Origin of the sequence: Saccharothrix syringae (assembly GCF_009498035.1) — a bacterium.
Taxonomy (GTDB): Bacteria; Actinomycetota; Actinomycetes; order Mycobacteriales; family Pseudonocardiaceae; genus Actinosynnema; species Actinosynnema syringae.
In genome coordinates, this window is record NZ_CP034550.1 from 464615 (window position 1) to 479078 (window position 14464).

A 14464-nucleotide genomic window follows, 5' to 3' on the forward strand; every position below is an offset into this window, starting at 1 on the left:
ACGCCGAGAACACCCCCGGGCCGGCACCCCCTCCGGCCCGGGGGTGTTCCGCGTTCCCGGGTACCTCTCAGGCGAACTGCACGGACCGCTTGGACAGCCCGTACCAGAAGCCGTCGACGGTCGTGGTGGCCTCCTGCCCGCTGCTCGCGCCGAGCGAGACGAACAGCGGCGCGAAGTGCTCGGTGCGCGGGTGCGCGATCCCGGCCGCCGGCGCCTTGCGCCGGAAGTCCAGCAACGCGTCCACGTCGCCCGCGGCCAGCGCCCGGCCCGCCCAGTCGTCGAACTCGGCCGACCACGACGGCGGCGCGTAGTCCGGGCCGGCGGACATGTCCACGCAGCTCAGGTTGTGGGTCATGAACCCGCTGCCGACGACCAGCACGCCCTGCTCGCGCAGCGGCGCGAGCCCGCGGCCCACGTCGAACAGCTCGCGCGGGTCCAGGCTGGGCAGGGACATCTGCAGCACCGGCACGTCCGCCTCGGGGAACATCTCCTTCAGCGGCACGTACGCGCCGTGGTCCAGCCCCCGCGCCCCGTCGTGCGCGACGGGCCGGTCGAGCAGGGCGGTGACCTCGCGGGCCAGCTCCGGCGCGCCGGGCGCCTCGTAGGTCACCTCGTAGTAGCGCCGGGGGAAGCCCCGGAAGTCGTAGGTGAGCGGCACGGTGCGGGTCGCGCCCAGCGTGAGCGGGTCGTTCTCCCAGTGCGCGGACACCACGAGCACCGACCGGGGGCGCGGCAGCGCCGCGGACCACGACCTCAGCTCGCCGGTCCACCGTTCGTCGTCGGCCAGCGGGGGCGCCCCGTGGCCCAGGTACAGCACGGGCATCACGCCGACGACTGTACGCCTTCTAGTTGAAACTTCAACCAAGAAGCGGCTTCGCGGGGGTCCTCGGCGTCGGTGATCGCGCGCACCACGACCACCCGCTCCGCACCCGCGGCCAGCACCTCCGGCAGCCGTGCCCGGTCGATCCCGCCGATGGCGAACCACGGCCGGCCGGTGCTCCCCGCGGTGGCGCGCACCAGGTCCAGGCCCGGCGCGGGCCGCCCCGGCTTGGTCGGCGTCGGCCAGCACGGCCCGGTGCAGAAGTAGTCCACGCCCGGCTCGACCGCCGCCGCCCGCGCCTGCGCCACGTCGTGCGTCGACCGGCCGATCACCACCCCGTCGCCCACCACGCGGCGGGCCACCGGCACCGGCAGGTCGTCCTGGCCCAGGTGCAGCACGTCGGCGTCCACCGCGAGCGCCACGTCCGCCCGGTCGTTGACCGCGAGCAGCGCGCCGTGCCGGGCGCACGCCTCGGCCAGCACCTCCAGCGCCGCGATCTCCTGCCTGGCCTCCAGGCCCTTGTCGCGCAGCTGGACGATGTCCACGCCGCCCGCCAGCACCGCGTCGGCGAACTCCGCGAGGTCGGGGCGGTCCGGCGTGCAGAGGTAGAGCCGCGCGTCGGCGAGCCGCCGCCTGATCTGCGTTCCGTCGAGTCCTGGCACGGCCGCACGGTAACCGCCGCGCCGCCGCGTGCGCTACGGTGGAGGCGGTCCGCACGGGAGCCCGGAGCACACCGGGCTGAGAGGGAGCGTGGGTTCGCTCCGACCGTCGAACCTGATCCGGGTCATGCCGGCGCAGGGAGCGCGAAGTGCCTTTGACAACGCGGGTGACCGTCCTCGGCGGCGGCGTCATCGGGCTGTCCGTCGCCTGGCGCGCGGCGTGCGCCGGGTTCGCCGTGCAGGTCGTCGACCACGCCTCGCCCCACGGCGGCTCCCGGGTCGCGGGCGGCATGCTCGCCCCCGTCACCGAGGCGTGGCCGGGCGACGAGGAGGTGCTGCGCCTCGGCGTCGAATCGCTGGAGCTGTGGCCGGGGTTCGCCCGCGACCTGGGCGTGGACCTCAGCCCGGTCGGGACGCTCGCCGTGGCGGTCGACCGGGCCGACGCCGAGGTCCTGGACCGGCTGTGCGCGTACCTCGGCACGCTCGGCCGGTCCGCGACCCGGCTCACCGGCCGCGAGCTGCGCGCCCTCGAACCCGGTCTCGGCCAGGTCCGGAGTGGACTGTCCGTGCCGGGCGACGTGGCCGTGGACAACCGCGCCCTGCTCGACGCCCTGCGCGGCGCCGCCGGCGCCGCCGGCGTGCGGTTCACCACCGAACCCGGCGAAGCGGACGTGACCGTCATCGCGGCCGGCGCCTGGAGCCGCGACCTGCACCCCGCGCTGCGCCACGTGATCCGACCCGTCAAGGGCGAGATCCTGCGGCTCGCCGCCCGCCCCGGCGCGCTGCCGCCGCCCCGCCACACCATCCGCGCGCACGTCTCCGGCCGACCCGTCTACCTCGTGCCCCGCCGCGACGGCTTCGTCCTCGGCGCCACCCAGTACGAGGCCGGGTTCGACGGCGACGTCACCGTCGGCGGCGTGCGCGACCTGCTGCGCGACGCCGAGGTCGTCTGGCCCGGCATCGCCGAGTACGCGCTGGTCGAGGCCGCCGCCGGGTTCCGCGCGGGCAGCCCCGACAACGCGCCCGTCATCGGCTGGCTCGAACCCGGCGTGCTCGCCGCCACCGGCCACCACCGCAACGGCCTGCTGCTCGCACCGGTCACGGCGCGGCGCGTGGTCGACCTGCTGCGCGAGGGAGGAACCAGTTGAAGGCCAGGATCAACGGCGTGGAGCGCGAACTGGCCGACGGGACGACCGTCGCCGCCGTGCTGACCATGCTCGACGCCCCGGCCGGCGGGGTCGCGGTCGCCGTCGACGGCGAAGTCGTGCCGCGCGCGACCTGGGGGACCACCGCGGTGCCCGACGGCGCCGTGGTCGAGGTGCTGACCGCCGTGCAGGGAGGCTGACGTGGACGACCCCTTGGTGATCGCGGGCCGCGAGTTCGGCTCGCGCCTGGTCATGGGCACCGGCGGCGCCGCGAACCTCGCCGTGCTCGAACGCGCCCTGGTCGCCTCCGGCACCGAGCTGACCACCGTGGCCATGCGGCGCCTCGACTCCACCGGCGGCGGCGTGCTCGACCTGCTGTCCCGGCTCGGCATCGAGGCACTGCCCAACACGGCGGGCTGCCGCACCGCCGCCGAAGCCGTGCTGACCGCCCGGCTCGCCCGGGAGGCGCTGGGCACCGACTGGGTCAAGCTGGAGGTCGTCGCCGACGACCGCACCCTGCTGCCCGACCCCGTGGAACTCCTCGACGCCGCCGAGCGACTGGTCGACGACGGGTTCACCGTGCTGCCCTACACCAACGACGACCCGGTGCTGGCGCAGCGCCTGGAACAGGCCGGCTGCGCCGCCGTGATGCCGCTCGGCTCCCCCATCGGCACCGGCCTGGGCATCCGCAACCCGCACAACATCGAGCTGATCGTGGCACGCGCGTCGGTGCCGGTGGTGCTCGACGCCGGCGTCGGCACCGCCTCCGACGCCGCGCTCGCCATGGAACTGGGCTGCGCCGCGGTGCTCCTCGCCACCGCCGTGACCAGGGCGCAGGACCCGGAGCGGATGGCGGCGGCGATGCGCGCGGGCGTGGAGGCGGGCAGGCTGGCCCGGCTGGCCGGCCGCATCCCGAAGCGGTTCTGGGCCCACGCCTCCAGCCCCGCCCCGGAGGGCTGAGGGCGGCACGGGCGAGTCCGGCACCGGGGTGATTGCCCGGCACGGCATGATGGTTGCTCCACCGCACGCCTGCCCGAGGAGGACTGTCCCGTGACCGCCGACCAGGTCGAGGACGCCACCGCCCGGCTGTACCTGGCGATCGGCAGGCTCTCCCGGCTGCTGCGCCGCACCGGGTCCCCGGGGTTGGGGCCCGGCGCGGTGTCCGCGCTGGCGACGCTCGCGCGGTGCGGCCCCATGCGGCTGGGCGACCTGGCCGCGAAGGAGGGCGTGGCGCCGCCGACGCTGTCGCGCATCGTGGCGTCCCTGGTGGAGGCCGGGTACGTGCGGCGCGAGCCGGACCCGCAGGACGGGCGCGCGTGGCTGGCCACGCCGACGCCCGAGGGCGAGACCATGGTGTCCGGCGTGCGCTCGGCCCGGGTGCGCGAGCTGCAGCGGCGGATCGAGGAGCTGCCGCCGGAGCACCGCGACGCGCTGGTGGCGGCGTTGCCGGCGCTGGAGGAGCTGGTCGGCGAGGTGGGCTGAGCCGCCGCGTTCCCGGGCTCGCGTCGCGCGGCTCGGCGCCGGACGGGAGGCCCGGCCACGCCGAGCACCTGGCCCGTCCCGGCGAGAACGCCCCGGTGGCCCCCCGCGAGCACCACCCGCGGCGGCTCTAGAAGCGGTAGCGCATCATGCGCCCGACGTCCCTGATGCCGGGCAGCCGCGCCATGACCCTCAGCGGCAGCCGGGCGCCCGGCGGCAGCCGGTCGACGCCCGGCATCTCCACGCTGCGCAGCGCGTCCACGCACCGCAGCCCGGGGTGCCAGGACTCCACCACCGCCGGGTCGTCCAGGCCCCAGTGCAGCGTCGCGCCGGCCCGCCGCACCGCGGGCACCAGCTTCTGCAACCGGATGCCCAGCGACCCGTAGACGTCGAACAGCAGCTCGCCGGAGCCGAAGCGCCCGGTGACGCGCCGCACCAGGCCGCGCGCCTCGTCCTCGGTCAGGTACATGGACAGCCCCTCGAACACGGCCACGACCGGCCGGTCCGCGGGCACCTCCGCCGACCACGCCTCCTCGGTGACCGACGCCGCGACCAGCCGGTAGTCGCCCGGTGGCGGGGCCAGCAGCCGTTCCCGCAGGGCCACGACCTCCGGCAGGTCGACGTCGACCCACCGCACGCCCGGGCCGAACGCGGTGCGCTGCGCCCGCGTGTCCAACCCGCACGCCAGGTGCAGCACGGTCGCCTCGCCGGTGCGGGCCAGGAACTCCGCGGTCCAGTCGTCCAGCAGCCTGGCGCGCAGGGCCACGCCGGCCGCGGTGCGCTCGTCGATGCCGGTGCGGCGGAAGTCGTACTCGATGCGCCCCACGACCTCGACCGCGGCGGTGTCGCCCAGGAGGGGACGTGCCGCGCGGGCGTCGAGCGCCCGCGCGTACAGCGTCGCCAGCATGGTCGCCGGTGCCCCGGTCAGGTCGACCCTCACACCGCCAAGCTAGCCCTCCAACCGCCACAGCGGCGAGACCGGGCCGACGCCGCCGCCCAGCGGGTAGGCCGCGGCCACCGAGCGGACGACGAAGTCCTTGCCGAACCGCACCGCCTCGGGCACCGACTCGCCGCGCGCCAGCCGCGAGCAGATCGCCGACGCCAGCGTGTCGCCGCTGCCGTGGGTGTGCTTCACGTCGTAGCGCGGGCCCAGCAGTTCGGTGAACTCCTCGCCGTCGAACAGCACGTCCAGGCACTCCGGGTCGTGCCACAGGTGCCCGCCCTTGACCAGCACCCACCGCGGGCCCAGGGCGTGCAGCGCCTCGGCGGCCTTGCGCTGGTCGGCGCGGCTGCGCACCTCGATGCCGGTGATCAGCCGCACCTCGTCGAGGTTCGGCGTGACCAGCGTGGCCCGCGGGAACAGCAGCGTGCGCAGCGCGTCCAGGGCCTCGTCGGCGAGGAGCTGGTCGCCGTGCATCGACGCGGCCACCGGGTCCACCACGAACGGGCCGACGTCGACCCGGTCCAGCGCGCCCGCGACGGCCTCGATGATGGCCGCCGAGGCGAGCATGCCGGTCTTGGCCGCGTTCACGCCTATGTCGGAGGCCACCGCCTCGATCTGCGCGGCCACCACCTCCGGCGGGATCTCGGTGAACCCGGTGACGCCCAGCGAGTTCTGCACGGTCACCGCGGTGACCGCGGTCATGCCGTGCACGCCGCACGCGAACAGCGTCCGCAGGTCGGCCTGCAGGCCCGCGCCGCCGCCGGAGTCGGACCCGGCGATGGTGAGGACCCGCGGCGGCGTGCCGGCCATCGTTCGAACCTCCATCAGTCCACTACCGGCAGGTAGACCTTGCCGCCCTGGTCGGCGAACTCGTGCGACTTCTCCGACAGGCCCGCCTCGATGGCCTCCACCGTGGACAGCCCGCGCTCCTCGGCGTACCGGCGGACGTCCTGGGTGATCTTCATCGAGCAGAACTTCGGCCCGCACATCGAGCAGAAGTGCGCCGTCTTCGCGGGCGCGGCGGGCAGCGTCTCGTCGTGGAACGACCGCGCGGTGTCGGGGTCCAGCGACAGGTTGAACTGGTCCTCCCAGCGGAACTCGAACCGGGCCTTCGACAGCGCGTCGTCCCACTCCTGCGCGCCGGGGTGGCCCTTGGCCAGGTCCGCCGAGTGCGCGGCGATCTTGTAGGTGATCACGCCGGTCTTCACGTCGTCCCGGTTGGGCAGGCCCAGGTGCTCCTTGGGCGTGACGTAGCACAGCATCGCCGTGCCCAGCCAGCCGATCTGCGCCGCGCCGATCGCCGAGGTGATGTGGTCGTAGGCGGGCGCGATGTCGGTGGCCAGCGGCCCGAGGGTGTAGAACGGCGCCTCGCCGCACCACTCCTCCTCCAGCCGCACGTTCTCCGCGATCTTGTGCATCGGCACGTGGCCGGGTCCCTCGATCATGACCTGCACGTCGTGGTCGCGCGCGATGTGCGTCAGCTCGCCCAGGGTGCGCAGCTCGGCGAACTGGGCCTCGTCGTTGGCGTCCGCGATCGACCCCGGCCGCAGGCCGTCGCCGAGGGAGAACGTCACGTCGTAGGCGCGCAGGATCTCGCACAGCTCCTCGAAGTGCGTGTAGAGGAAGCTCTCCCGGTGGTGCGCCAGGCACCAGGCGGCCATGATCGAACCGCCGCGCGAGACGATGCCGGTGACGCGCTTCGCGGTCAGCGGCACGTAGCGCAGCAGCACGCCCGCGTGGACGGTCATGTAGTCCACGCCCTGCTCGGCCTGCTCGACGACGGTGTCCCGGTAGACCTCCCACGACAGCGCCGCCGGGTCGCCGTTGACCTTCTCCAGCGCCTGGTAGATCGGCACGGTGCCGACCGGCACGGGCGAGTTGCGCAACAGCCACTCGCGGGTCTCGTGGATGCGCTTGCCGGTGGACAGGTCCATGATCGTGTCCGCGCCCCAGCGCGTCGCCCACACCATCTTCTCCACCTCCTCCTCGATCGAGGAGGTCACCGCGGAGTTGCCGATGTTGGCGTTGATCTTGACCAGGAACTTCTTGCCGATGATCATCGGCTCGGACTCCGGGTGGTTGCGGTTGGCGGGGATCACCGCCCGCCCGCTCGCCACCTCGTCCCGGACGAACTCGGGGCTCATCCCCTCGCGGACCGCGACGAACCGCATCTCCGGCGTGACGACCCCGGCCCTGGCGTACGCCAGCTGGGTCACCGCCCCGTTGACGGGTTCGCGGCCCGCGACCCAGTCCGCACGCAGCCGCGGAAGTCCACTGTGGACGTCGACGGTCGCGTTCTCGTCGGTATACGGACCGGAAGTGTCGTAGAGGTCAACGTGCTCGCCGTTGGTCAGCCCCACCCTGCGGAAGGGGACCCGCACCCCGTCGCCCGCGTCGCGGTGGACCTTGTGCGAGCCGGAGATCGGCCCGGTGGTGACGCTGGGCGCGACCGAGCGGTCGTCGAGTGCCGTCACGACATTTCCTCCCTACGCCGGCATTACCCGGTCAGGTTCAGGCGGTCGGCGGCACCGGGGCCCTCGCGCCCCAGCCGCCCTCTCAGCCCGCTGTGGCGCGAGCTCCCGCGTGTGTTGAGTTGTCCGCCCGACCATAGCCACGGGCCCGCACCGGTGCCAAGGTGCGGATGCCAACGGCCACCGTTTGCGCGTACCTTTTCCCGCGTGGCTGATCACCAGCCGTTCCCGCCCGGCGCGCGGCGCGTGGCGCGCCCCGCCGCGGTCTCGCCGTGCCCGTCGTGCGGCGACCTCGCGGGCCGCGGCTACCCCGGGTGCCGGTTCTGCGCCGAGCTGGTGGACCAGTACTGGCTGCTCGACTGGCAGGAGCTGCTGGCCGCCGAGCAGCTGGCCGAGGGCGGCGCGGGCGAGCGGGAGCTGGCCGAGCTGGTGCTGGCCGACGAGGTGGGCAGGCACCCGTGGACCTGCACGGACTGGGCGATGACGCTGGTGGCGTGCTCCCAGTGCGGCGACGAGCTGGGCACCGGGCCGGTGGACTGCTGGCGGTGCGGCGTGGCCGACGGGCTGCGCTGGTCGTGGGACCACGCCGGGCTGCCCGACGCCATCAGCGCGGGCGAGCACGCGCTGCGCGTCGCCCGCGCGGCCCTGCGCGCCCCGCACCGGCACCGGGAGGCGGTGGCGCGCACCTGGCGGCTGCTGCTGCCGTTCCTGCTGGTGGGGGAGCTGCCGACGGTCGGGCAGGTGCGGCGCGTCCGGGCCGCCGTCCTCGCCGGCGCCTACCCCGAACTGGCCGCCTGCACCAGCCACGTCGAGCTCCTGGCGTTCCCCGAGCTGCCGTGGCGGCGCCCCGAACGCGCGCCGCGCCCCGCGCCCCAGCCGAAGGCCGAGCGCGCCGCGGGACAACCGGCCGCCGACGCCGTGTAGCCGCCGGGCCCCTTCCCGCGGCACCCGCCGGACCGCTCCGGACGCCGCGCCGACCCCGCCTCGCCGTTCCCGGCCACCCGCGGTCGTCCCCCGCGGTCGTCCCCCGCGGTCGTCCCGGGTCGTCAGTCCTCGTCAGTCCTCGTCGTCGTCGTCCGCGAAGGGGTCCTCGGAGGTCGCCGGGTCCCAGGACAGCCCGGGCACGCCCCACCCGTTGGCCTTGAGCATCTTCTTCGACGCCCGCTTGTGGCGCCCCACCAGCCGGTCCAGGTAGATGATCCCGTCGAGGTGGTCGGTCTCGTGCTGGAGGCAGCGGGCGAAGAACCCGGTGCCCTCCACCTCGAACGGCTTGCCCTCGGCGTCGAACCCGGTCACCTTCGCCCACGACGCCCGCCCCGTCGGGTACGACTCGCCCGGCGCGGACAGGCAGCCCTCGAAGTCGTCGTCGGGGTCCGGCATGCCCAGCGGCACCTCGGAGGTCTCCAGGACCGGGTTCACCACCACGCCGCGGAAGCGGTTGCCGTCGTCGTCCGGGCAGTCGTAGACGAACAACCGCAGGTCGAGCCCGATCTGGTTGGCCGCCAGTCCGACACCGTGCGCCGCCGCCATGGTCTCGAACATGTCCTCCACGAGCGTGCGCAACGCGTCGTCGAACACCTCGACCGGGCGGGTCGGGTTGTGGAGCACGGGATCTCCGGCGATCCGGATCGGGTGAACTGCCATGCGGGCAGCCTATCGGCGCGTTGTCCGGACGCGCCGACCGATGAGCCGACCCCGATGACGATCACGTGATGTAATGGCCCCGACGCACGGGAGACGGCTGAGGAGCCAGATGGACGCCGCAGAGGCACTGGCGCCGGCGGAGGGGCCGGACGACGGGTTGAACGACCGGGAGCGGGAGATCCTGGCCTTCGAACGCCAGTGGTGGAAGTACGCGGGTGCCAAGGAACAGGCCATCAGGGAGCTGTTCGACATGTCGGCCACGAGGTACTACCAACTGCTCAACGCGTTGATCGACAAGGAAGAGGCTTTGGCGGCCGACCCGATGCTGATCAAGAGACTGCGCAGGTCCCGGTCCGGCAGGCAGCGCGCCCGCCTGGCGAAGCGGCTGGGTGTCGAGCGCCGATGACGAACCCGGAACAGCCCGCGGGCACCGCCCACCCCGCCCGCGCCGCCGGCTACGTGCTGCTCGGGCTGGCCGCGGTCGCCCTGGTGATCGGCGTGATCAGCCTCTTCGGCGGCGGCTCGGACGACCAGCCGCCCGCCGCGCAGACGACCGCCACGTCCACGCCGGGGTCGGACACCCAGTCCTCCGCCCCGCCGTCGGAGACCACCCCGGCCACCTCCCAGGGCGAGCCGACCACCACCCAGCCGCCCCAGGCGCCCACGACCACCCCCGCGCCCACCGGCGCTCCCACCACCCCGGGCACCCCGGCCGGCCAGGGCACCGCCGACACCCCGCCGCCCCCGGTGGCCCCCAAGCCGCCCGTGCGCGTCTACAACAACGGCACGATCGCCGGCCTGGCCGCCGACGCGTCGAACGACGTGCGCCGCGGCGGCTGGGAGGTCGTCGACACGGCCAACTACTCCCAGGGCACCATCCCCACCACCACGGTCTACTTCCGCCCCGGCACCGACGAGGAAGCCTCGGCCCGCCAACTGGCCCAGTTCCTGAACGCCCGGGTCGAACCCCGCTTCAACGGCATCCAAGCCGCCCACGCCGGCATCATCGTCATCGTCACCAACGACTACAAGGGCCCCTCCGGCAAGGTCTCCTAACCCCGCGTGTCATGCGCTCAGCCCGCGCGAGTCATGCGTTCAAGTCGCGCGAGTCATGCGTTCAAGTCGCGCGAGTCGAACGCTCAGACCCCTCGTGTCGAACCTTCAGGACCCCCGAGTTCGACGTTCGACCCGCTCCGGCCCGTTCCGGTCAGCCGGCGAGCACGGCCCACCCGCCGGCGTCGAGGTGGGCCCGCGCACCCGGCGTCCCGGGCGCGTCGAGCCGCGCCCGCCCGGCCAGCACGCCGCTCGCCCCGGGCACCCGCGCGCCGACCGGCCCGCCGGCGGTCGACAGCACCGCGACCAGGCGTTGCCCCTCCGCCGCCGAGGCGTAGGAGAGGAACTCGTTCGACACGTCCAGCACGCTCGTCCGCGCCGCGTGCAGCCACGGGTGCCGGCGCCGCAGCCCCAGCAGCTCCTGGTGCAGGTGGAACACCGGCAACCCGATCGGTGACAGTTCGGCGGGCGTGGCCGGGAACGGCGGCCTGACCTCGTCGTCACCGCCCGCCCGGTCCTCCTTGACCCCGCGGAAGCCGTGCTCGTCGCCCGCGTAGACCGCCGGGGTGCCGCCGGTGGTGGCCAGCACGACCAGGGCGTGGGCCACGTGCCCGGGGTCGGCCAGGCGGCTCGCGATGCGCGTGACGTCGTGGTTGCCCAGGAACGTGTACGGGACGAAGCGCTCCAGGAAGCCGTCGTGCCGGCGCAGCGCGTGCGCCAGCTCGTGGAAGTTCCGGTCGTTGAGCGAACTCCACACGGCCTTCCACAGCTCGTACTGCGTGACCGCGTCGAGACCGCCCTCGGTGACGAACGCGGTGTAGTCGCCGTGGATGACCTCACCCATCAGGTACGCGTCCGGGTGACGGGCGCGTACGCGCTCGGTGACCTGCGCCCAGAACGTCGTCGGCACGGCGTAGGCGGCGTCGAGGCGCCACCCCGACGCGCCCCGGTCGAGCCAGTGGTTCATCACGTCGACCACGTGGTCGACCACGGCCGGGCACGAGTGGTCGAGCGCCACGAGGTGGTGGTGGCCCTCGAAGTCGTCGTACCCGGGCTCGGTGCCGGGCGTCCACGGGCCGTCGGGCCAGCGCAGGCGGAACCACGGCGCGGTCGCCGCCGAAGGCCCCTGCTCCAGCACCGCCCGGAACGCCGGGTGACCCCGTCCGACGTGGTTGAACACCCCGTCGAGCAGGACGCGCAGGCCACGCGCCGAGGCGGCGGCGACCAGCGCGTCGAAGTCGCCTTCGTCACCCAGTCGGGGGTCGATGCGGTAGTGGTCGGTGGTGTCGTAGCCGTGGGTGCCGGAGGCGAAGACCGGGCCGAGCGCCAGGCCGGACGCGCCCAGCTCCAGGGCGTGGTCCAGCCAGGCGTGCAGGTGCCCCAGGCGGTGGGTGACGGGGGTGTCGCCGGTGCTCCGGGGTTCGGCGCCGGTGAAGCCGAGCGGGTAGACGTGCCACCAGATGGCGTGCCGGACCCAGGCCGGGCCGCTCGTGAACACCCGTTCCGCCGCGTCGCTCTTCACCCGTTCGTATCCTTCCGCTGCTCCGCCCCGCCCACGAATGCCCCGCCCACCCCGCGTGTCCTCCACTGCGGCACCGCGTGTCGTCCACTCGGGCAGGGCGTGTCGTCCACTCCCGTACCCCGAATTCGCCGTTCGGAGCCGGCGGGCGCGGAATTCAGCCGTTGCGGGACTCCGCGTAGGCGGCGAGGGAGGCGAGCTGCACCGGGTCCAGCGACGGCCGCACCGCGGTCCGGGCGGCGGCCAGGTGGGCGCCCGTCACCTCGGTCGCCGACAGCGACTCGCGCATCGCGGTCAACGCGGCCTCCCGGATCAGCGCCGCGCAGTCGGCCGCCGAGTACCCGTCCAGCTCCTCGGCCAGCACCGCCAGGTCCACGTCCCCGGCCAGCGGCGTGTTCCGCGACGACGCCCGCAGGATCTCGGCCCGCGCCCCGGCGTCCGGCGGCGGCACGTACACCAGCCGCTCCAGCCGGCCCGGCCGCAGCAACGCCGGGTCCACCAGCTCGGGCCGGTTGGTGGCACCCAGCACGATCACGTCCCGCAGCGGCTCGACCCCGTCCAACTCGGTCAGCAGCGCCGCGACCACCCGGTCCGACACGCCCGAGTCCGACGACTGCCCGCGCCGCGGCGCCAGCGCGTCCACCTCGTCCAGGAACACCAGCGCCGGCGCCGCCTCGGCCGCCCGCCGGAACAGCTCCCGCACCGCGCGCTCCGACTCGCCGACGAACTTGTCCATCAGCTCGGCGCCCTTGACCGACAGCACGTTCAACCGCCCGCTGCCCGCCAGCGCGCGCACCAGGAACGTCTTCCCGCACCCCGGCGGCCCGTACAGCAGCAGCCCGCGCGGCGGCGCGACCCCGAGACGCGCGAACGAGTCCGGGTACTGCAACGGCCACAGCGCGGCCTCGGTCAACGCCTGCTTGACCTCGACCATGTCACCGACGTCGTCCAGCGTGAGACCGCCGGTCCGCAGGGTGTCCGAAGTGGACATCGAGATCGGGCGGACCGTCTCCAGCGCGCCCACCAGGTCGCCCTGCGCCACCCGGGGCTCCGCGACGTCGCGCTGCCGCAGCACCGCGCGGACCGCCGCCTCCCGGCGCAACGCCACCAGGTCCGCCGCCACGAACCCCGGCGTGCGGTCGGCGACCACCCCGAAGTCCACGTCGGACTCGACCGGCACGTCCCGCAGCAGCACCCGCAGCAGCTCCGTCCGCGTCGCCCGGTCGGGCAGCGGCAGCACCAGCTCGCGGTCCACCAGCTCCGGCGCGCGCAACCGCGGGTCCACGGCCTCGGGGTGCGCGCTCGTGACCACCAGCACGACCCCGTCCGGCCGCCCGCGCAACGCGTCGAGCACCACCGTCGCCACCGGCGGCGGCGTGGCGGCCGGCAGCAGCGCCTCGACGTCGGTCAGCAGCAGCACCGCCGGCGCCTGCGCGCGTGCCGCGGCCAGGGCGTCCGCGAGCCGCTGCGCGGTCGCGTTGGCCTCCAGGACCGCGATGCCCGGCGCCGCGACCTCGACGACCGCCACCTCGGCCGCGTGCGCGACGGCCCGCACGAACGTGGTCTTGCCGACCCCTTCCGGGCCGCTGACCTGCACCGCGAGCCGGGGCGTCGCGCCGAGCCTGGCCAGCAGCTCCGGGTGGCTGAACGTCAGGTCGAGCCATTCGGCGAGCCGCTTGGCGGCGTCCTGCTGCCCCACGAGGTCCGCGACCGGCACGGGCGCCGCGGCCGCCGTGACCGCACCGGCGCCCGCCACGCCGGTGCCCGTCGAGCCTGGACCGGTGCCCGAAATGTTCCCGAAGTCTGAAATACCCTTTATGCCCGAAATTTCACCCGAGCCGGAAATCCCGCCCACCCGGCCCGCGCCGGCTGAACCCGCGCCCGAACCTGCCCCTGCGCCCAGGCCGACCCCAGCCGCCGATCCCGCGCCCGACCCGGCCCCCGCCGAGCCACCCGCCGCACCCGACCCGCCCCGGCCGAACCCGACGCCGGCCGCGTCACCCGTGCTCGCCCCGTCGCGCCACCCCACGACCGTCGACGGCTGCACCGCCACCGGCACCCCCGCGGGGTCGGCGGCGGTGATGGTCAGCAGCTCGTTCGTCCACGTCATCCCGATCGCGTTCGCCAGCTTGCGCCTGGTCGCGCTCAGGTCCGCCCCCGGCGGCGGGGCCAGGTCCTGCGGCAGCAGCGACACCGCGTCGCCCACCGTCAGCACCTTGCCGGTCAGCGCCATGCGCAGGGTCTCGGGCGTGAGCGACGTGCTCGCCAGCCGCGACCCGGCCACCACCACCCGCCGGGCGGCGGCGACCTCCACCGGGGCCACCACGACCTCGCTGCCCTCGACGACGCCGAGGTTCGACAGGGTCACGTCGTCCAGCAGCACCACGCCGGGCGGGCCGTCGCCGGCGGCGGCCAGGGCCGCGCTCACCCGCGCGCCCGTCAGGCGCACCGCGTCCCAGGCCCGCAGGCCCAGCGCGTCCAGCACCTCCGGGTGCAGCCGCACCACGCCGCGGCGGGTGTCGAGGGCCGAGGGCGACAGGCGGGCCGTCAGCGTGATCACGGGGTCGAGCGTAGTGCGGTGGCCTGGGCGGTCGGTGCGGGTGGGCGGGGGAGTGCGGGTGGGCGGGGGAGTGCGGAGGGGCGGGGGAGTGCGGGTGGGCGGAGGGGTGCGGGACGGCGCGGGGGCTGGTCGGCGGTTCCTTCATATCCAACCGAGTCGCCGTAACGCCGT

Annotated in this window: 15 protein-coding genes and 1 riboswitch; of the genes, 7 read left to right on the top strand and 8 right to left on the bottom strand. The window is 74.8% G+C overall.

Annotated elements, in window-relative coordinates; all coding sequences use genetic code 11:
• Positions 1-67 precede the first annotated feature (67 nt).
• Together EKG83_RS02150 and thiE are read right to left on the bottom strand one after the other, a co-directional pair.
• Positions 68-823, bottom strand: coding sequence for a dioxygenase family protein (locus EKG83_RS02150; protein WP_033432305.1), 756 nt, complete (start codon positions 821-823; stop codon positions 68-70).
• Positions 823-1482, bottom strand: coding sequence for a thiamine phosphate synthase (gene thiE / locus EKG83_RS02155; RefSeq protein ID WP_033432250.1), 660 nt, complete (start codon positions 1480-1482; stop codon positions 823-825). Before thiE ends, EKG83_RS02150 begins: the two co-directional genes overlap by 1 nt.
• Before the next feature lie 43 nt (positions 1483-1525).
• Positions 1526-1638: riboswitch (TPP riboswitch) on the top strand.
• Between thiE and thiO the strand changes: the two genes are divergently transcribed.
• From thiO to EKG83_RS02175, 4 genes are all read left to right on the top strand, one after another.
• A complete protein-coding gene (gene thiO / locus EKG83_RS02160; RefSeq protein ID WP_153277841.1) occupies positions 1629-2627 on the top strand; it encodes a glycine oxidase ThiO in 999 nt (332 codons plus the stop codon). Its footprint overlaps the riboswitch before it by 10 nt.
• On the top strand, positions 2624-2824 hold the full coding sequence (gene thiS, locus EKG83_RS02165; RefSeq protein WP_033432248.1) for a sulfur carrier protein ThiS: 201 nt from the start codon (positions 2624-2626) through the stop codon (positions 2822-2824). The genes thiO and thiS overlap by 4 nt, the downstream gene beginning before the upstream one ends.
• A gap of 1 nt (position 2825) precedes the next feature.
• Positions 2826-3584: a thiazole synthase gene (thiG, locus tag EKG83_RS02170; protein ID WP_033432247.1), complete on the top strand. Its 759-nt coding sequence runs from the start codon at positions 2826-2828 to the stop codon at positions 3582-3584.
• Positions 3585-3674: 90 nt separating this feature from the next.
• Complete coding sequence (locus EKG83_RS02175; RefSeq protein ID WP_033432246.1) at positions 3675-4106, top strand: MarR family winged helix-turn-helix transcriptional regulator; 432 nt, start codon at positions 3675-3677, stop codon at positions 4104-4106.
• A 127-nt stretch (positions 4107-4233) separates the two neighbouring features.
• On the opposite strand, the gene EKG83_RS02180 is transcribed toward EKG83_RS02175, so the two are convergent.
• From EKG83_RS02180 to thiC, 3 genes are read right to left on the bottom strand one after another with little or no spacing between them, the layout of a single operon-like run.
• Positions 4234-5043: a class I SAM-dependent methyltransferase gene (locus tag EKG83_RS02180; RefSeq protein WP_033432245.1), complete on the bottom strand. Its 810-nt coding sequence runs from the start codon at positions 5041-5043 to the stop codon at positions 4234-4236.
• Between the two features lie 9 nt (positions 5044-5052).
• Positions 5053-5856 (bottom strand): bifunctional hydroxymethylpyrimidine kinase/phosphomethylpyrimidine kinase, encoded by an 804-nt coding sequence (thiD, locus tag EKG83_RS02185; protein ID WP_033432244.1) that lies wholly within the window; start codon positions 5854-5856, stop codon positions 5053-5055.
• A 14-nt stretch (positions 5857-5870) separates the two neighbouring features.
• Positions 5871-7520 carry a phosphomethylpyrimidine synthase ThiC gene (gene thiC / locus EKG83_RS02190; RefSeq protein ID WP_033432243.1) on the bottom strand — a complete coding sequence of 550 codons (1650 nt, stop codon included), beginning with the start codon at positions 7518-7520 and terminating at the stop codon, positions 5871-5873.
• A gap of 204 nt (positions 7521-7724) precedes the next feature.
• On the opposite strand from thiC, the gene EKG83_RS02195 reads away from it, so the two are divergent.
• Positions 7725-8441, top strand: a complete 717-nt coding sequence (locus EKG83_RS02195; protein ID WP_194282986.1) for a hypothetical protein — start codon at positions 7725-7727, stop codon at positions 8439-8441.
• A gap of 132 nt (positions 8442-8573) precedes the next feature.
• Here EKG83_RS02195 and EKG83_RS02200 read toward each other — a convergent pair whose 3' ends face one another.
• On the bottom strand, positions 8574-9161 hold the full coding sequence (locus tag EKG83_RS02200) for a peptide deformylase (RefSeq protein ID WP_033432242.1): 588 nt from the start codon (positions 9159-9161) through the stop codon (positions 8574-8576).
• A 109-nt stretch (positions 9162-9270) separates the two neighbouring features.
• Here EKG83_RS02200 and EKG83_RS02205 point away from each other — a divergent pair, with 109 nt between their 5' ends.
• Positions 9271-9567: a DUF3263 domain-containing protein gene (locus EKG83_RS02205; protein WP_033432303.1), complete on the top strand. Its 297-nt coding sequence runs from the start codon at positions 9271-9273 to the stop codon at positions 9565-9567.
• The gene (locus EKG83_RS02210) at positions 9564-10217 is read left to right on the top strand and encodes a LytR C-terminal domain-containing protein (protein ID WP_033432241.1); all 654 of its coding nucleotides are present in this window, start codon (positions 9564-9566) and stop codon (positions 10215-10217) included. Before EKG83_RS02205 ends, EKG83_RS02210 begins: the two co-directional genes overlap by 4 nt.
• Before the next feature lie 151 nt (positions 10218-10368).
• On the opposite strand, the gene EKG83_RS02215 is transcribed toward EKG83_RS02210, so the two are convergent.
• Complete coding sequence (locus tag EKG83_RS02215; RefSeq protein ID WP_228122477.1) at positions 10369-11736, bottom strand: alpha-amylase family protein; 1368 nt, start codon at positions 11734-11736, stop codon at positions 10369-10371.
• 154 nt (positions 11737-11890) lie between these two features.
• Positions 11891-14293 carry an AAA family ATPase gene (locus EKG83_RS47370; protein ID WP_033432240.1) on the bottom strand — a complete coding sequence of 801 codons (2403 nt, stop codon included), beginning with the start codon at positions 14291-14293 and terminating at the stop codon, positions 11891-11893.
• Between the last annotated feature and the right edge of the window lie 171 nt (positions 14294-14464).